The organism is bacterium, assembly GCA_026708015.1.
Taxonomy (GTDB): Bacteria; Actinomycetota; Acidimicrobiia; order Acidimicrobiales; family Bin134; genus Poriferisocius.
In genome coordinates, this window is sequence record JAPOVT010000018.1 from 67317 (window position 1) to 84086 (window position 16770).

Genomic DNA, 16770 nt, shown 5'->3' on the forward strand with positions numbered 1-16770 from the left:
GGTGGGTGCCCAATCTAGGGCATCCACCACCGGGAAAGGCGTTGAGGCTCTATTCGCGAGGGTCGTCGATGGTGACGGCGCTGACCTCGCGGAAGCGGGTGGTGACCATGTCTAAGGCGATTTGTTCTAGGAACTCTTTGGGCATGACGCACTCGCGGCATTCGGCGCCTTCAAGGATGAGCCGCAGGGCCACAGTGCCCTCGTTGGCCGATACCAGTTCCACATCGCCGCCGTCAAGGGCTACAAGGGCTCTCAGTTCGCCGACGGCTTCGTCCAATAGGGCTTGATCCATGGCGATGGATACTAAGAGCCTCAGCGGGGGTGTCGTCGTCGTTTCCGCAGGCCGACCCCAACAGAGCCACCACAGCGATAACGGTCAATAGGCGCACACTGGCAAAAGCGGTCATAGTCCGCCATTTCTCAACCATCCGATCCCCCGCCACTCAAAGCGCCACCCTGGTTAGCACGTCGGCGATGGCGATAGGCCCTGAATCTCCGAGCCATGTGCGGGTAGAAAATAAGAACGAAAATAAGAACGGCAGCGCCGAAAGGCCCCGCTGCCCACCAGCCGACATACGGCCTCACGACAAAGATGTTAATCAAAATTATGGCAGCCCAAACCTGCCAACTCGCCCCTTTTGCCTTCGATTCACTCGCCCCTTTTGCCTTCGACGCTGGGGCAGGTGCGAAGCCGTAGGTAGATGGCTCGGCGCGCTGCCGCTCCCGCTCCAGCCACTCCCGCGCCGGGCCGGAAGCTGTATCGTCGGGGAGGTGTGGTGGGGGGTTGTCTAAAGCCATGCCCTCCCCCCACCATACACCTTCACCCCGACCAGACCACCAGGCCGTGGAGACCGCGCCGGGTCATGTCTCGGAACGCAGACCGCCGCCACGCCACCGGGATCGGGCTTGGCCACCGGGATCGAGCCTGGATGCCCTACACGCCGGGCTGATCGACTCCAGGCCCACCGCGGCCACCGGGATCGACTCCAGGCCCACATTTGGCAGCGGCCTATAGAGCCTTTTCGCGCTCCAAGCGTGATTTGCTGCGTCTCGGCTTCTTTTCCAGCCGGTACAGGTAGGCGGCGACCACAAGCGTCATGGCGATCGCAGCCCAGACAAAGGGGGTTGGCGGCCACACCGACGCGGCCGAGACTGCCGTTATCCCCAGAACGCTCTGATAGGGCTTGGGTATGGGGGCCTTCATCGCTTCTTCCCCGACCACAGGGGCGGTCGGGTGGCAGCCCCGTAACGGGCTTTGTTGAAGCGGTGGGCCACCGCAGCCAAAGGCACTCCCACGCCGAGCCAAACGACTAAATCCCACTGGCCCGACAAGGGAACCAGCCAAAGCGCTACCCGCAGAATCGCGATAACGACAACAGACTCAACAACTACCACTAGCCACGGAGGCCCAAGCGAGCCGCTTTGATTCATGAGCTTCCCCCCCTAATCGTGGAGAGGTTGGTTATAGGGGTCAGGGTGAGTTCGTATTCTACCGGTGGGATCATTCCGATGGCGGAGTGGAGGCGGTGCTGGTTGTACCAGCCGTGTACCCACAGGGTGATTTCTTGGCGGGCTTGGGCTTTGGTGGCCCAGGCCCTCTGGTCGATGAGCTCGTGGGTGAGGGTGGAGAAGAACGACTCTGCCGGGGCGTTGTCCAGGGCGTTGCCGGTGCGCCCGGAGGATCGGTGGATGCCGAGGCGCCGGCAGGCGGCGGCGAAGGCTCTGGCTGTGTATTGGCCGGTTTCAATCGGTCGTCGCAACGCCTTGATGGTGGAGGTGTTGGCGGCGGCCTTGGCCAGCTCCGCTGTCGGGTAGCCATCGGAGGTGGCGAACCCGACCATGCGCCGCGAGCACAGGTCCAGGACCGTGGCCAAAAACACCGGGCCCTCGGCGGTCTTGACCTCTTTGAAGTCGCCGTACCATTTCTGGTTGACCGCTTTGGCGCTGAAGTCGCGCCCCAGCAGGTCCGACGGGGCCGCGGCGCCGGGGTTCTGGCCGATCAGGCCCTTGTTCCTTTTGGGGCGGGCGCACAGGCCCTGGCGGGCCATCGAGACCTCCACCGTCTTCTTCGACACCGATATCCCGTCGCGGCGCAGCTGGGCTCTGACCCTGGGCGACCCGTAGGCGCCCCGGGAACGGTCGAACGCCTTCCGCACCTCGGCGTCGAGGGCCTGGCGGCGCAACTGCTGATCGGCCGGCGGACGGTTGAGGTGCTTGTAGAACGTCGAAGAAGCTGCATCCAGCGCCCGCAACGACACCGCATGAGGCACACCGTGATCGGTCCTCTGGGCGGCGATGAACTCTGCTGTCACCGCGTTGCCCCGCTCACCCGGACGACTGCGGATCGTTTGAGGACATCACGCTCCATCTCCAACTCCGCCACCCGGCGGCGGAGCCTCGCCAACTCGGCCCGCTCGTCTGCGCTCAGCCCGCCGGCCCGCTCGGCAGCGTCCCGGCGCACCCAGCTCCCCAGCGTGCCCTCACACACACCGAGCTCCCGGGCCACATGGGCCACCGGCCGTCCGGTCTCGTTGACGATCCGAACAGCCCCATCACGGAACTCCCAGTCGAAATTTCTTCGCAATCTGGACATAGCTCCTCCTTATAGAGCATGCCTCCACGAAAAAGGGGGAACCTCACGACCAACCACACCTATGCGCTGTTGGTGGAGCAAAACCGCCCCCAACCACTACATGGCTTGCAGGCTTGGGGAGCATTGGCTATCGAGGATCGAGGGTGGCCACCGGGATCGAGTCCAGGCCACCACGCCCGGGCTGATCGAGGGTGGCCACCGGGATCGAGTCCAGGGCCTACCCGGTCGCACCATCAAATTGTCACTTGGAGCTCAAGCGGATAGGTGAACCACGTCGTTTCCCGAATCGCTCGGCGGACGCGGGGATTGGCGCGTATCCGCAGGTGACAGGATTCTCCTTATGACATCGCTCAACAGCGTTATCCCAGGTAGGCCGCCTATCCGCGCGGCATCTAACTGGCGTCTTGGCCGAGATTTGGCGGCCGGGTGCGGGATAGGAACGCCCCGGCGTCGGCCAGGATGAGCTGGCCGGTGGTGCAGCGGGCCAGGTCGGAGGCCAGGTATACAGATAGGCGGCCCAGTTCTTCGGGCAGGGTCTCCCGGCGCAGAGGGGTGGCGGCCACGATGGCTTCGTAGTGTTCAGAAGAAAATGCTTCCCTTATCAATTCAGTGGGGGTGGTGCCGGGGGCGATGGCGTTGACTCGGATGTTGTGGGGGCCGAGCTCCACCGCCATCGACCACGTGAGGTGATTGATAGCCGCCTTGGCCGCGGCATAGCTCGACATCATGGGCGATGGCCGGGTGGTCTCCCCCGAGCTGACGTTGATGATCACGCCGCCCCCCTGCTCCATCATCACCAAGGCTTCAGCCCGGCCGCACAGTGCGGTCAGCACCAGATTCTGATCCACGAGATCTCGCCAGAATTCCCCGTCCATGTCCACAAACCGGGTGGGGGAACGCCCGGCCATCATGCCGACGTTGTTGACGGCGATATCCAGACTCCCGCCCCAGGCCGCCACATCGGCCATCAGCTGCTCGATGGCGGCATCGTCTCGCAGGTCGGCAGCGAAGGCTCTGGCCGTGCCCCCCTCTTCGGCAACGAGGGCCACCGTTTCCTCGGCATTGGCGGAACGGATGTCGTTCACGGCCACCGCAGCGCCCGCCCGACCCATCCACCGGGCAATCTCTCGGCCGATGCCTGCTCCTGACCCGGTGACCAGCGCCACCTTGCCGGAGTGGTCGATCTCTACGCTCATCGCCTCAATGCCGCCGTCAACCACTCGATCTCGACGCTCACTGGTCCAGTACTGCTAGCCGTGCCGGAGGCCGACCCGCACGGCGTCGTGGTCGGCGGTGCGCTGGAGCAGGGCCATGGCCTCGTCGATCTGGTCGAGGCTGAACACCTCGCCCAGCAGCGGACTGGTGGGAAACTCCCCGCTATTCAATATCTCCACCGCTTCTCGCATGGAGCTCGGAGTGGAACCGCTGCCGCCTTGGACCGTCAGTCCCTTGAGCACGATCAGGTCGGTGATCATCTCCACTGGCGCCAAGTTCTTCAATCCGGCCAGCTGCACCTTGCCCCCTTGGCGAACCAGGCTCAGGCACAGGGGCACGGTGGCGGTGGCATCGGCCAGATCTACGGCCATGTCGGCCATGGCCCCACCGGTGATCTCGGCCACAAACGCCACCAGGTCAGTGGCGGTGACGTCGACAGTCACATCGGCGCCCACCTCGCGGGCCACTTCCAGGCGCAGGGCATCGGCATCGGTGCCGGTGACGATCACCGTCTCCGCGCCCCGGCGCTTGGCCTCCGCGGCGTACACCAGCCCCATGTGGCCCGGACCCTGCACCACCACGGTCTCGCCCTCGCCCACGGGCATCCGACTGAACCAGTTGCACACGTTGGCCAGAGGCTCGAACAGGGTCAGCTCGGCGGCGTCAGTGTCCTCGGTCAGCTTCACCAGATGGGTGTTGGGCAACACGCCCATGTATTCCCCGTAGCCGCCCCACAGCCCGTGGCCGTCTTCGAGGCCCATCGTGTAGCCGTACACCTCGCCTAAGCCGAACGGGTTGTTCTCCGTAACCGGGGCCCGCACAACAAGGTCCACCGCCACCCGGTCGCCCACCGCCACGCCCAAGTTGGCGTCGTCGGCCAGGGCATGAACCCGGCCCACGATCTCATGGCCGGGAACCAGCGGTGATTTCTCTCCGGGGACGTGCTGGTGGCCGTGGAGCTGGGCCACGTCGCTGCCGCACATGCCCACGGCCTCCACCTTGAGCACCCCACCACCAGCCGGCGGCTCGGGCACCGGAAAATCGTCCCTCAGTTGAAAGGTTCCGTCGCCGTTGAAGACCACGCCCCGACAAGTGCTGCTCATGATCGCGGTCTCCTATCGGGGTTTGAGCCCAGCCCGTTCAGCTGATCCCGCTCTTCTCCAGGATGTGGACGCCGCAGCTCGAGCCGAGGCCGATCACGTGAGCCAGGCCCACGTTGGCGCCTTCGATCTGGCGGTCGCCGGCCTCGCCCCGCAGGTGGGTGGCCACCTCGTACACGTTGGCCACGCCGGTGGCGCCGATGGGATGGCCCTTGGAGATGAGGCCTCCGGACACGTTCACCGGGGTGTCGCCGTCGCGCCACGGGGCGCCTCGGTCGATGAAGTCGCCGGCGCCGCCCGGCTCGCACAGCCCCAGGTTGTCGTAGTGGATGAGCTCGGCGGTGGCGAAGCAGTCGTGCAACTCCACCAGGCTGAGGTCTTCAGGGCCCACTCCGGCCTGCTCGTAGGCGGTTTGTGCGGCGTTGCGGGTGAGGGTGTTCACGTCGGGCTGCATGGCACCGGATTCCACATATGGGTCGGTGGTGAGCACCGAGGCGGAGATCTTCACCGCCCGAGACTGCTGCTCGCGGCTGAGGGTGGCAAAGCGCTCCTCGCCCACCAGCACGCAGGCCGCGGCCCCGTCGCCGGTGGGGCAGCACATCAGCAGCGTGTTGGGGTAACTCTGCATGGGCGAGCCCATCACCTCTTCCAGGCTGAACTCCTTCTGGTATTGGGCCAGGGGGTTGAGCGTGGAGTGGGCGTGGTTCTTCTGGGCCACTTTGGCGAACTGCTCAAAGCCCACCCCGTCGTTGTCGTTGGCGTACTCCATGCCCGCTTGGGCGAACACGCCGGGCATGGTGTCGGTGCCCAATATGCCGTCGGTGGGCATCACCGCCCCGAAGCGGCCCGACGGCTCATACACGTTCTTCTCTTTGCGGGCGCCACCGGCCAGAAGGCCCATCTTGCCCATCTGCTCCACGCCGATGGCCAGGCCCATTTCGGCCTCTCCGGCCCGGATGGCCATGATCACGGTGCGCAGGGCGGTGGCCCCGGTGGCACAGGCGTTGGACACGTTGTACACCGGTATGCCGGTCTGGCCGATCTGCTTTTGCACTTGCTGGCCCATGCCAGCGTTGGCATGGAACAGGGTCCCGCAGGCCAGCAGGTCCATGTCGGAGATGGCCACCCCGCCGTCGTCGAGCGCGCCCAAGGCGGCCGCGCTGGCCAGATCCACCGCATCCTGGTCGGGGTAGCGGCCAAACGCCGTCATGTGAGTTCCCAGAACCCAGATGTCTTGTGCCATTTTCGGCCTCCTATTGATTGGTCGTCACGCCGGGGCGTAGCCGAAGGCGACGGCCTCTTGACCATCGTCGTCGGTGCCCACGACATAGGTGTCGAGCTTGACTTTCATGCCGAGCGAGATCTTGGTGGGATCGGGCTCAATGTTGATGAGGTTGGAGCGAACCGAGGTGCCGTCGTCGGTGAGCACGATGGCCGAGACGTACGGCGTGGGAATGGTGGGGGCGGCTCGGTAGACGATGCTGAAGGTCCGCAGCGTGCCGGTGTCGCTTACTCGAACCTCTTTGAACTCTCGGTGGCCGCAACTGGCGCAGGCGTTGCGCCGGCCGAAGAAACGAGCGCCGCAATTGGCGCATTCGTTGGCTTGCAAGTGGGGCTCATCGCCCAAGACGAGGTAGTCCACAAGAGGAATCTGCACGACGGGAATACTACCTCAGCACCTGATGTACCGGCCCAACTGCGCCGGGCTGGCGAGCCGATAGTCGGCTACTGGGGAATGTCGAATCCGTCGGGGAACCCGCCCTCCATGTAGCCCCCGATTTCCACCTTCTTGACGATGCGGAATCCGTCGGGGGTCCGGGCGACAGTGTCGTGGTACCAACCGCCCACGTAGAACATGTGCAGCCCCGACCCGCTGAGGTCGAACTTCCCGTCGCCGTCGACGGGCATGCCCATGGGATTGTGGAACAGCGTCGTGCACTGGGCAGTGTCGCCGTCCCATCTGCGGATGTAGGTCTTGCCCACCATGTGCTGGGTCATAGGGAAGATGGACAGCGCGGTCTGGAGCCAGCGCTTGACGGTGGGATAGTCGGCGTTGGCGTCGTCCACGCCGGGGGCCGACGAGGAGTAGTCCAGATGGGCGTCGGGGGTGAAGACCGTGTCGAGAAGGTCCCAGTCCTTCTCGTCAATGGCGATGGTGTAGCGGACAATGACGTCTTCGATGGCCAGGCGGTCGCCGGGGTCAGGCATGCTCATGGGCGGGAACGGTAGACGATTTTCTTGATCAGTGTTGCTTTGGAGCTACCCCACCCCACCCTAGCTAGTCGTCTGACCCCTCTCCTTAGTGGGAAGGGGATAGGTGTGAATCACTTCTTCAAGCGGGCGGCGAGGTCTATTTGCGGAGTGGCTGGAGCGGTCGGGGGCTGGGTAGCCGAGTGCCACTGTTCCCACGATGCGATGTCCTGCGGGCAGCTCGAGTCCAGCCCGCAACGCTTCTTCGTGCTCGAAGGCGCCGAAGAAGCAGGAGCCCAAGCCCTCGGCCGACGCTCCCAGCAGAAGACTCTGCACTGCCATACCGGCGTCTACCCACCAGTATGGCACTGGCCAGACCTCTGTGCTGTCGCCGAGTCCAGTATGGGCTTTGTCGGGCTCGGCATAGCGCTCCACGTAGCGCTGAGGGTCGGTGAGTGCCACCACCAGCACGGGGGCTATCAGCAGGCCGGGCCAGGGGAACTCGGCTCGTCGCTCCGGCGCGAGGGTCAGGCGCCAGTACCGCCCGGGGTCGGTGACCACGCAGAACTCCACTGCCTGGGTGTTTCCCGCCGAGGGTGCCCGTCGGGCTTGGTCGAGCAATTCGGCCACTAGCCCCTCAGACAGCGGATCGGGAAGATAGTTGCGGCACATGGGCCGCCGATTGGGCGGTATTTGGCTCAGGTGTACTTGAGCAGGTCTTCGGCCATGATCCAGCCGAAGGCGATCATGGTGTCGCCGCCGTCGCGGTCCACCTTGTCGAACAGGGCCTCCACTTCGGGATCGATACCCTCGGGCTTGACGGTCTCGTAGTCCAGCAGACAGGCCTGGCCGCTGTCGCCCACCACCCGGAAGTCGCGGTCGAGATACCGGGAGGCGCTGATGCTGAACCGCTTGGCCAAGCGGCGACCCCAGGCCCGCTCCTCCCCGGAGGCCTTGTGTCCCGGACGGGGAACGATCTCAACCAAGGTCTTGAACGCCTCGAACCCGCCGGCGTTGTCGAACTGGGTGCCTAGAAGCACGTCCTCGTCGGGGAAGGCCATCAGCGCCCGATGGAGCTGTGCTTCGATGAGCTGGCGGAGAACGGTGCTGCGCTTGGAGGTTCGAGCCACCGAAGCCAACCCCACCAATACGCTCGGGGTCCCGCCGATGCGCTCCAGCGTGGAGAAGGCGAATCCCCGGAGCTTGCCGTTCTCCCGAGCGGTGGATATCAGCACCCACTCCTCGGCTTGCTTGGAGAGCAGCCCCACCGAGAATGGGTTGCAACCATCAGCACACATGTCGGCCATTTCGGCCAGCTCAGCGTCGGTAACCGCTGTGCAGTCCTTGGTTTCGACGTCGATTGCCATGCGCTGCTCGCCCTTTCTGCTCGCCGTTCCCCCACAGTTGTCGGCCCGTGGGCACCCCTATAGTCCATCAATCGCTTCGGTAGGCGCGCAAACCCGCAGCACCATCAGGGTTTTCAGTAAGGACCGCTTCTGGCAAAACCCCAGCTTGCCCGCTTACACCGCTACGGCGTGCTCCCCCAGCATCTCCCGCAACTCGCCGATCAGCCCGCTACCCGCGTCTACCCCGTACTCCGATGAGAGCTTGATCGCCTTGTCGTCGCCCACCACCAGGAAAACCTCAGCCTTACCCGGGTGGTTGGCGAAAATGGACTTCAGGGAGTCGATCCGCTCCGGCGTGATGGTGCGAACCCCCAGATGCAGTCTCACCGTCGAGCGCCCGTTCGCGGTGGCGGGGTCGATGGGCTCCGCGGAAAAGCAGATCAGGCTGGGCTCGTCGTCGCGCCGGTCGAGGCGCCCCTCGAAAACCACTACCAAGTCGTCAGCCAGCTTGTGGCCGTGCTCTTCCATGGCCCGGGGGAACAGGGTGACCTCCATGGTTCCGTACAAGTCCTCAAGATCGCATGACGCCATCTGGTCGCCTTTGCGAGTCCATCGCTTCCGCAAGTTGCTCACCACCCCGCCAACCTTCACCGAGGTGCCCTCCTCCACTTCAGACAGCTGGTCGATCCGATGGGTAGTCTTGCGGGCCAGCACTCCCTCCATGCCCATGATGGGGTGGTCGGACACGTAGAGCCCGAGCATCTCCTTTTCGGCGGCCAGTCTGCGGGCCTTGTCGAACTCGACGTTGGGGATCTCGATGCGCTCATCGAAGCTCTCTTCGCTGCCCTCGCCGAACAAGCTCATGATGCCCTGGCTGCGCTCCCGCTGCTGTTGGATGCAGCGGCGCACGATGGTCTCCGACACGTTGAGCAGCCCCTGTCGGGGATGGTCGAATGAGTCGAAGCAGCCCGCCTTGATGAGGGCCTCGACCACGCCCTTGTTGAGCACAATCGGATCGACCCGGGAGCAGAAGTCGTAGAAGTCGTCGAACGGGCCGTTCTTCCTCCTGTCGTCGAGGATCATCTGCGCGGTGCCCGTACCCATGTGGCGGATGGCGGAGAGCCCGAAGGAGATGGCTCTCTCACCGTCTGAGGCGCTGATGGCCGCGAAGTCCGACTCCGAGAGGTTCACGTCGGGCAGCGCGACGGTGATCCCCATTTGCCGACACTCGGCCAGGTAGACAGCGGCCTTCTCCAGCCGGTTCTTGACGCTGGTCAACAGCGCGGCCATGTACTCCACCGGATATCGGGCCTTGAGAAAGGAGCACTGATAGGCGATGAGCCCGTAGCCGTAGGAGTGGCTCTTGTTGAAGGCATAGTCGGCGAACTGCTCGATGATGTCGAAGAGATGGGTCCCCAGCTCTGAGCCGTATCCGCTCTTCTCGCACCCTTCCACAAAGCTGTCGCGCTCTTTGGCCATCAGCGCCCGGTCCTTCTTGCCGCAGGCCTTGCGAAGGTTGTCGGCGTCGGCCAGCGAATAGCCGGCGAAGCGCTGGGCCACCCGCATGACGCTCTCCTGGTAGATCATCAGCCCATAGGTGTCGCCCAGGATGTCGGCGGCATCCTCGTGGAACACCTGCACCGGCTTGCGGTCGTTCTTACGGTCGGCGTAGTCGTTGTGCATGTTGGCGGCCATCGGGCCGGGCCGGTAGAGGGCCACCAGGGCGGCCACGTCGTCGAAGCAGGTGGGCTCAAGCGATCGGATCAGCGAGCGCATCGGACCGCTCTCCAGCTGGAACACCCCGATGGTGTCGCCCCGGGACAGCAGCTCGTAGGTGGCTGCATCGTCCAGCGGCACATTGTCGATGTCGAGGTCCACGCCGTGGGATTGCTTGATGAGCCCGACAGCGTCCTCGATCACGTCGAGATTCCGCAGGCCCAGAAAGTCCATCTTGAGTAGGCCCAAATCCTCCACCGCGTGCATCTCGTACTGGGTGACGATGGGGGCCTCTTCAAGGGTCTGGCCCGGCGATGCCTTGCGCTGGATGGGGAGGTGCTCGGTGAGCGGGTCTTTGGTGATCACCACCGCGGCGGCGTGGATGCTGTCCTGGCGGCGCAGGCCCTCCAGGCCCCGAGCCACGTCGACCACCTTGCGGGCGTCCTCTTCGCTGTCGTACATCTCCCGCAGTTCGGCGGCCGCCGTGTAGCCGTCGGTGTACTCCTCGGTTTTTTCGAGGCAGGCCCACAGCGGGGTGTCCCGCCCCAAAACCAGCGGGGGCATGGCCTTGGCCAGCTTGTCGCCCAGCGCGTAGGGGAAGTTCAGCACCCGGGCGCTGTCGCGCACCGCGGCCCGGGCCTTGATGGTAGAGAAGGTGATGATCTGGGCCACATGGTCTTCGCCGTACTTGTGGGTGGCGTAGCGGATGATCTCGTCTCGGTAGCGGGAGTCGAAGTCCATGTCGATGTCGGGCATGGACACCCGCGACGGGTTGAGGAAACGCTCGAACAGCAGGTCGTAGCGAATGGGATCCAGATCGGTGATGCGCAGGGAGTAGGCCACCGCGCATCCCGCCGCGCTGCCCCGCCCGGGACCGACGCGGATGCCCCGCTCCCGGGCGTAGCGGATCAGATCCCAGGTGATCAGGAAATAGGAGGAGAAGCCCATGTCGGAGATGACTTTAAGCTCGAATGCCAGCCGGTCGGCCACCTCTTCCGACAGCGGTTCGCCCCACCGTGCTTTGGCCCCCTCCAAGGTCAGGGCTTGAAGGTAGTCGTCAGCGTTATCGTACTCGTCGGGGATGGGAAAGTCGGGAAGCTGCGGCTTGCCGAACTCGATCTCCACGTCGGCCCGCTCCGCGATCCACAGCGTATTGTCGCACGCCGGGCTGAGGTCGGAGAACAGATGGCGCATCTCCGCCGCCGTCTTGAGGTAGTGCTCGCTGCCGTCGAACTTCAATCGGTCGGGGTCGCTCACCAGCGAGCCAGTCTGCACGCACAGCAGAGCATCGTGGGCCTCGGCATCATGGCGGTGGGTGTAGTGGCTGTCGTTGGTGGCCAGCAGGGGGGCATTGATCTGGCGGGCCAGTCGGAGCAGCTCGGGGTTGGTGCGCTGCTGCTCGGGGATGCCGTGGTCTTGGATCTCCACGAACAGGTTGTCCTTGCCGAATATGTCTTGAAGTCGGGCCGCCTTGGCCACCGCATCGTCGTAGTCATTGCGTAGAAGGGCTTGGAGCACGTGGCCGCCCAAACAGCCGGTGGAGGCAATCAGCCCTTCGCTGTGCTCGGCTAACAGCTCCCAATCGAGCCGGGGTTTGTAGTAGTAGCCCTCGAGGAAGGCCCGACTGGAGAGCTGGATAAGGTTCTTGTACCCGGTGTTGTTCTCGGCCAGCAGGGTGAGGTGGTAATAGATCTTCTGCCCTCCCTCAGTGCTGCCCCCGCTGTCGTCCACCTTGCCTCGCCTCGGTGGCCGCTCACTCCTGTTCTCATGGGCCATATAGGCCTCGGTACCGATGACCGGCTTGATGCCCTCAGAGAGGCAAGTCCGGTAGAAGTCGACAACCCCGTACATGTTGCCGTGATCGGTCATTCCCAGGGCGGGCTGTCCGTCGGCCGCGGCTGCCTTGACCAGATCGCTCACCCGGGAGGCACCGTCGAGGATTGAGTACTCGGTGTGGACGTGGAGGTGGGTGAAGGAACTGGACACGGCGCTCCTGTGGGCTGTTTGTGGATGGTCTGTGCGTGTTGGCGGCCTGCCTGTGGATAACTACAGGCTTGTGGTTTGGCCTTACCCTGACCATACCAAGACCGGGGGACGCATGCTGCCCTCTGCCGAATTGGCGTCTCTCCCCTGGTTACAGGGGTCTTACAGATATGTGCCCGGCCTGCGTTCGGTTGGCGGCTGAACACCGGGAGGCAGCTCGGCCCGGATGTTGGCCAGCTGCTGCTGGGCCGACACCTGTTGGGCGAACAAGGCGGCCTGGATGCCCTGGATGAGACCCTCCAGCCAGCCCACCAGCTGGGCCTTGGCCACCTGAAGCTCGGCCTGGCTGGGAGGGTGGTCCTCGGGAAAGGGCAGAATCAGCCGGTCGAGCTCCTCGCGCAGGTCAGGAGACAACGCCGAGCCCAGCTCTTCGATCGATGTGGCGTAGATGTCTCTCAGACGATCGCGGCTGGACTCATCAAGGGACGACTGGCGCACCTCATCCAAGAGCTGCTTCATCATGGTTCCGACCCTCATCACCTTGGCCGGCTGTTCAATGGCCTCCCCGGCCGACAACGGCTCATCCGAATCACCTTCGGCCAGCGGTCCTTCGCGGATAACCTCGGTGGGTTCGACCGGAACCGGCTGTGGGATGTCTGCCATGGCTGGAAATCTACCGGCTAACCGCCGGCGTCGGACAACACCGTCACGCTCTGGTGCCGGACGCGGCCAGACAGGGAACCAGCATCTCGGCCGAGGTCAGCGATCCGTGCCGGCCCAGCAGCTCAAACACCGGCCTGGTCCCTCCCCCAGCCGCGCTTCGGCGCTCGGGCTTGGGCTCGACGAAAGCCACCGGGTCGCAGGGCACCAGGGCCACGTCGCCCATTCGAGAGCGGGCCTCCGGGCCGACGTAGGGGCCGAACCATTCCTCGTCCAGCACCTGCTGCCGCTCGACCACCAGACCATGGCGGCCGTAGAGCTCGCCAGCCGCGTCCTTGAGCTCACCGGCTCGCCCGGGCCGGGCGTGGAGCCAGCGAAACCGGGCTTCTCCCGAAGTCACCGCGGTCAGGGCCAGCACGTCGCGGGCCAGCTCCACCTTGTTGTCGCCCACCATGACCTGTCCGTGGTCGGACACCACCAGCAGGGCCGCATCGGAGGGCAGTACGACCAGGATTTGCGCCACCAAGCGGTCCACCTCCGCGAATTCGGCGTCCAGGTAGGGACCGAATCCGTACTCGTGGGCGATTCGGTCTGGTCCGTCGTAGTAGGCGTACACCAGCGGCTCACCCCCTTCCACCAGCTTCTGCACCTCCACGGCGATGGAGCTGGTCAGCTTGTACCCCTTGTGGTCCACTCCATCGAGATGGGCCCGGGTAAAGCCGGTTCCCTGGAACTCGCTTCGCCCTACTGCCGGCACTCGTCGTCCAAAGAATGCGGGCCGGGTTTGGATTTGCTCGGGCACGATGGTCTTGCGGGCATCCGATGACTTGGGGCCCACGGTCCACCGCAGGGCGTTGAGCACCTGCCCCTGGATGTAGATCTGGTAGCCGATCAATCCGTGCTCGCCTGGCGCCGCCCCGGTGACCAGCGATGTCAGCGCCGTGGTGGTGGTGGTCGGGGCCACCGTGGTGATGGGGCCTCCCTCCATAGCCGACATCACCGGGGCCAGCTCGGCCCGGTCTTGGAGCTGCTCCCAGCCCATCCCGTCGATCAGCAACAGAACCACCGCCTTGGCCTCACGAACCGGTGCGGGCAGCCATTCAGCGGCATCGGGAGGACCGAGCAGGGCTGGCATCACGTTGCTCAGACACGAACCCCGGTAGTCGGGCAGCACCGGAAAGCCGGTGGCCGGACCGCCGGCGGTTGGCTCGTTGTGCTGGCTGGGGCTTCCCATTCGACCTTCAAACTACCGGCTCGACCATGCGGAGAAGATTGAGAAGTAGTGTGATGGCTCGTGAGGGTGTCGACTCGAGGCGACTACGCCAGCCGGGCGCTGCTGTCGCTGGCCCTGCACGCCGACGAATCCGGTCCCACCTCGGTACGGGACATCGCCGAGCGCACCGGACTCCCCCAGCCCTATCTGGAGCAGATTCTCCAAGCCCTCAAAGGCGCCGGACTGGTCCGGTCCAAGCGGGGGGCGGGGGGCGGCTACGCGCTGGCCCGCCCCGCCGCCGAAATCAAACTGAGCGAGATCGTGAGCGCGGTGGACGGTCCCATCGTGCTGGGCGATTTCGGCGAACCCCACCAAGACGGCGCCTGTGACCACGAAGGTCAATGCGTGTTGCTGGCCATCTGGACCCATGCGGGCGACATCATGCACGACCTTCTGAGCGACTACACCCTCGATGACATCGCCAAGACCGCCAATGGCCTCCTCCCTTGGCCGGGATCAGACTGACGCTGAGCACCTCTACCCGCTAAGCAGCCGGTAGAGAAGGGAGAAGTCCTCGGGAGGCTCGGCTTCGAATCGGAGGGGCTGGCCGCTCTCGGGGGGGTCGAAACCCAAGGTGTGGGCATGGAGGGCGGGACGGTTGATGCCAGGGGCACCGGGGCCTCCGTAGAGATAGTCACCCAAAACCGGGTGGCCGATGGCCGCTAGATGGACCCGAATCTGGTGGGTGCGCCCGGTTTCCAGGCGCAACTCCAGACGGGCCGAGTCATAGGGGACGGGCGCATCTTGGGGCCCGTCTTGGGATCCAGAACCGGTCGCCATGCGGTCGGTCACCCGGTAGTGGGTAGTGGCCGGCCGGCCGTCGGCCTTCACTGCCATCTTGGTGGGGTGGCGAGTGGATCGGCCCACCGGGGCATCGATCACCCCCCGATCATCGGCCGGCAACCCCTGCACCAGGGCGACGTAGCCCCGGTGTACTTCTCGTCGGCCCAGCGCCGCGGACAGAGCATGATAAGCGGAAGGCGTACGGGCCACCATCAACAAACCCGAGGTGCCCCGGTCGAGACGGTGGACAATCCCAGGACGTTCCGGCTCCCCCACTTCGGCGATCTCGGGATACCGGGCCAGCAAGCCGTGCACCATCGTCCCGTGGGCATTGCCCGATCCGGGGTGGACCACCAGGTCGGCTGGCTTGTTGACCACGATCACATGCTCGTCGACATGGACCACATCCAGCTCCACCGATGGATCGGGCTCCAACGCCGCCGGGCCGACCGTGGGCGCCTCGAAGAGGGAGATGTGATCACCGGCCGCCAACCTCTGGGACCGGGAGCCGGCGGGATTGCCGTTGACGGCCACCTTCTCCTGGTCGATCAGCCGGGCGGCCTCGGCCCGGCTGCACTCCCACACCAGCGCCACCACCCGGTCGAGGCGCTCGCCCGCCAATGGGTCGGGAACAACCCCGCTAGTGCCCATTGGAGGGATCTAGCTCTGTGTCGCCTCCGCTCGTGGCCCCATGGGGCTCGCCTTCCGGCTGGCGATAGCGGGGCGCGGTCAGAACAAGGATGACCCCGGCCACCACGATGGCGGAGTCGGCGGCGTTGAATACCGGCCACCATTGAAGATCGACGAAGTCGACCACGGCCCCGCCGAGAAACCCGTCGCCGGCTCGCAAGACCCGGTCGGCCAGGTTGCCGATCGCCCCGCCCAGAATCATGCCCAGAAGCACCGGCGGCAGCGACAACCGGCGGCCGCCCCAGCTGGCCCAGGCCACCACGACCACGAACACCAGCGCTATCGCCGCGATCACCGCCTCCAGTCCCTGGCCCAGCCCGAAGGCCGCTCCGGTGTTGTGGATCAAATGCAGCCGCAGGGTCCATACCAGGTCTATGTCTCGGTCGTCGAGAGCCACCAGCGCCCACCATTTGGTCAACTGGTCAACGGCCACCACAAAAGCCGCCACCCCCAGCAAGACCAGGTTGTGGCGACGAGATCGGTGCTTTGTCTCGGCGGGAGTGACGGCTCTAGAACCCACCGGCTTTGTGCTCAACCCGCTCCGCCGCCCACGGAATGGCATTGAGCCGCTGGCGGGGAATCGGCTTGCCCGAGACCAGGCAGATGCCATAGGTACCGTTATCGATACGGGCTAAGGCGGCGTCAATCTGGTCGACTGCGGCGCGGGCATGGGCGCTGAGAGCCAAGTCCCGCTCCCGCTCCACCGCCAGGGTGTCGCCCTCGCCTGATTCCTCGTCAAACTGGACATCTCCCGGCTCACGTTCCTCCACCAGGGAATCAGCCTCGGCCTTGAGGCGAGTGGCCGATGTGATGTAGCGGTTGCGTTCCTCCAGTAGGAGCCGCCGCTGCTTGTCCAGGTACTTCTTGTCGAACTGGGGTTTCTTCGCCGCAGGCTTCTTGGCCGTAGTTGCCTTTGCCGTGGTTTTCTTGGCCGCAGGCTTTTTCGCCGTAGTTGCCTTTGCCGCGGTTTTCTTGGCCGCAGGCTTTTTCGCCGTAGTTGCCTTTGCCGCGGTTTTCTTGGCCGCGGTTTTCTTGGCCGCGGGCTTCTTCGCGGCGGACTTGCTGTCCCCAGCCTTCTTGGTCGCGGTCTTCTTGGCAGCCATCGCAGGCGGGAGTGTAGCCGCCGCCGCCGCGAATTACTGTCAAATGGCTGAGACAGGCTTAACGATGTCTGAACCGGATTGGGGACGGGTTATTTTGTGATTTCCCAGTTTCTTCTGG

Annotated in this window: 18 protein-coding genes; 1 reads left to right on the forward strand and 17 read right to left on the reverse strand. The window is 64.9% G+C overall.

Going from position 1 to position 16770, the window contains the following annotated elements:
• Positions 1–49 precede the first annotated feature (49 nt).
• The 14 genes from OXG30_03885 to OXG30_03950 form a co-directional block, all read right to left on the reverse strand.
• On the reverse strand, positions 50–292 hold the full coding sequence (locus tag OXG30_03885) for a NifU family protein (GenBank protein MCY4134037.1): 243 nt from the start codon (positions 290–292) through the stop codon (positions 50–52).
• A gap of 717 nt (positions 293–1009) precedes the next feature.
• Entirely contained in the window at positions 1010–1204 is a 195-nt protein-coding gene (locus tag OXG30_03890; protein MCY4134038.1) for a hypothetical protein, read from the reverse strand.
• Between the two features lie 223 nt (positions 1205–1427).
• Entirely contained in the window at positions 1428–2312 is an 885-nt protein-coding gene (locus tag OXG30_03895; GenBank protein MCY4134039.1) for an IS3 family transposase, read from the reverse strand.
• Positions 2309–2593 (reverse strand): transposase, encoded by a 285-nt coding sequence (locus tag OXG30_03900; protein MCY4134040.1) that lies wholly within the window; start codon positions 2591–2593, stop codon positions 2309–2311. Before OXG30_03900 ends, OXG30_03895 begins: the two co-directional genes overlap by 4 nt.
• Before the next feature lie 392 nt (positions 2594–2985).
• Positions 2986–3789, reverse strand: coding sequence for an SDR family NAD(P)-dependent oxidoreductase (locus tag OXG30_03905; GenBank protein ID MCY4134041.1), 804 nt, complete (start codon positions 3787–3789; stop codon positions 2986–2988).
• A 54-nt stretch (positions 3790–3843) separates the two neighbouring features.
• The gene (locus tag OXG30_03910; GenBank protein ID MCY4134042.1) at positions 3844–4911 is read right to left on the reverse strand and encodes a zinc-binding dehydrogenase; all 1068 of its coding nucleotides are present in this window, start codon (positions 4909–4911) and stop codon (positions 3844–3846) included.
• Positions 4912–4948: 37 nt separating this feature from the next.
• The gene (locus OXG30_03915; protein ID MCY4134043.1) at positions 4949–6151 is read right to left on the reverse strand and encodes a thiolase family protein; all 1203 of its coding nucleotides are present in this window, start codon (positions 6149–6151) and stop codon (positions 4949–4951) included.
• A 24-nt stretch (positions 6152–6175) separates the two neighbouring features.
• Positions 6176–6565: an OB-fold domain-containing protein gene (locus OXG30_03920; GenBank protein ID MCY4134044.1), complete on the reverse strand. Its 390-nt coding sequence runs from the start codon at positions 6563–6565 to the stop codon at positions 6176–6178.
• Positions 6566–6633: 68 nt separating this feature from the next.
• Positions 6634–7122: a nuclear transport factor 2 family protein gene (locus OXG30_03925; GenBank protein MCY4134045.1), complete on the reverse strand. Its 489-nt coding sequence runs from the start codon at positions 7120–7122 to the stop codon at positions 6634–6636.
• 60 nt (positions 7123–7182) lie between these two features.
• Positions 7183–7770, reverse strand: a complete 588-nt coding sequence (locus OXG30_03930; GenBank protein MCY4134046.1) for a nitroreductase family protein — start codon at positions 7768–7770, stop codon at positions 7183–7185.
• A gap of 26 nt (positions 7771–7796) precedes the next feature.
• Positions 7797–8465 (reverse strand): hypothetical protein, encoded by a 669-nt coding sequence (locus tag OXG30_03935; GenBank protein ID MCY4134047.1) that lies wholly within the window; start codon positions 8463–8465, stop codon positions 7797–7799.
• A gap of 153 nt (positions 8466–8618) precedes the next feature.
• A complete protein-coding gene (gene dnaE, locus OXG30_03940; GenBank protein MCY4134048.1) occupies positions 8619–12146 on the reverse strand; it encodes a DNA polymerase III subunit alpha in 3528 nt (1175 codons plus the stop codon).
• 159 nt (positions 12147–12305) lie between these two features.
• Positions 12306–12806 carry a DUF2587 domain-containing protein gene (locus OXG30_03945; protein MCY4134049.1) on the reverse strand — a complete coding sequence of 167 codons (501 nt, stop codon included), beginning with the start codon at positions 12804–12806 and terminating at the stop codon, positions 12306–12308.
• A 43-nt stretch (positions 12807–12849) separates the two neighbouring features.
• Positions 12850–14037 (reverse strand): alkaline phosphatase family protein, encoded by a 1188-nt coding sequence (locus OXG30_03950; protein MCY4134050.1) that lies wholly within the window; start codon positions 14035–14037, stop codon positions 12850–12852.
• A 60-nt stretch (positions 14038–14097) separates the two neighbouring features.
• Here OXG30_03950 and OXG30_03955 point away from each other — a divergent pair, with 60 nt between their 5' ends.
• On the forward strand, positions 14098–14541 hold the full coding sequence (locus tag OXG30_03955; GenBank protein ID MCY4134051.1) for an Rrf2 family transcriptional regulator: 444 nt from the start codon (positions 14098–14100) through the stop codon (positions 14539–14541).
• A gap of 12 nt (positions 14542–14553) precedes the next feature.
• On the opposite strand, the gene OXG30_03960 is transcribed toward OXG30_03955, so the two are convergent.
• The 3 genes from OXG30_03960 to OXG30_03970 are packed head-to-tail and all read right to left on the reverse strand — an operon-like array spanning position 14554 to position 16652.
• Entirely contained in the window at positions 14554–15510 is a 957-nt protein-coding gene (locus OXG30_03960; protein MCY4134052.1) for an RluA family pseudouridine synthase, read from the reverse strand.
• Positions 15500–16069: a signal peptidase II gene (lspA, locus tag OXG30_03965; protein ID MCY4134053.1), complete on the reverse strand. Its 570-nt coding sequence runs from the start codon at positions 16067–16069 to the stop codon at positions 15500–15502. Before lspA ends, OXG30_03960 begins: the two co-directional genes overlap by 11 nt.
• Positions 16059–16652, reverse strand: a complete 594-nt coding sequence (locus OXG30_03970) for a histone H1-like repetitive region-containing protein (GenBank protein MCY4134054.1) — start codon at positions 16650–16652, stop codon at positions 16059–16061. Before OXG30_03970 ends, lspA begins: the two co-directional genes overlap by 11 nt.
• Between the last annotated feature and the right edge of the window lie 118 nt (positions 16653–16770).

Bases quoted from the DNA above. Each gene is read 5' to 3' on its own strand.
- OXG30_03885 (MCY4134037.1), bottom strand. From the start codon at position 292: ATGGATCAAGCCCTATTGGACGAAGCCGTCGGCGAACTGAGAGCCCTT.
- OXG30_03930 (MCY4134046.1), bottom strand. From the start codon at position 7,770: ATGTGCCGCAACTATCTTCCCGATCCGCTGTCTGAGGGGCTAGTGGCC.
- OXG30_03945 (MCY4134049.1), bottom strand. From the start codon at position 12,806: ATGGCAGACATCCCACAGCCGGTTCCGGTCGAACCCACCGAGGTTATC.
- OXG30_03925 (MCY4134045.1), bottom strand. From the start codon at position 7,122: ATGAGCATGCCTGACCCCGGCGACCGCCTGGCCATCGAAGACGTCATT.
- OXG30_03910 (MCY4134042.1), bottom strand. From the start codon at position 4,911: ATGAGCAGCACTTGTCGGGGCGTGGTCTTCAACGGCGACGGAACCTTT.
- OXG30_03935 (MCY4134047.1), bottom strand. From the start codon at position 8,465: ATGGCAATCGACGTCGAAACCAAGGACTGCACAGCGGTTACCGACGCT.
- OXG30_03915 (MCY4134043.1), bottom strand. From the start codon at position 6,151: ATGGCACAAGACATCTGGGTTCTGGGAACTCACATGACGGCGTTTGGC.
- OXG30_03900 (MCY4134040.1), bottom strand. From the start codon at position 2,593: ATGTCCAGATTGCGAAGAAATTTCGACTGGGAGTTCCGTGATGGGGCT.
- OXG30_03890 (MCY4134038.1), bottom strand. From the start codon at position 1,204: ATGAAGGCCCCCATACCCAAGCCCTATCAGAGCGTTCTGGGGATAACG.
- OXG30_03950 (MCY4134050.1), bottom strand. From the start codon at position 14,037: ATGGGAAGCCCCAGCCAGCACAACGAGCCAACCGCCGGCGGTCCGGCC.
- OXG30_03970 (MCY4134054.1), bottom strand. From the start codon at position 16,652: ATGGCTGCCAAGAAGACCGCGACCAAGAAGGCTGGGGACAGCAAGTCC.
- OXG30_03905 (MCY4134041.1), bottom strand. From the start codon at position 3,789: ATGAGCGTAGAGATCGACCACTCCGGCAAGGTGGCGCTGGTCACCGGG.
- OXG30_03960 (MCY4134052.1), bottom strand. From the start codon at position 15,510: ATGGGCACTAGCGGGGTTGTTCCCGACCCATTGGCGGGCGAGCGCCTC.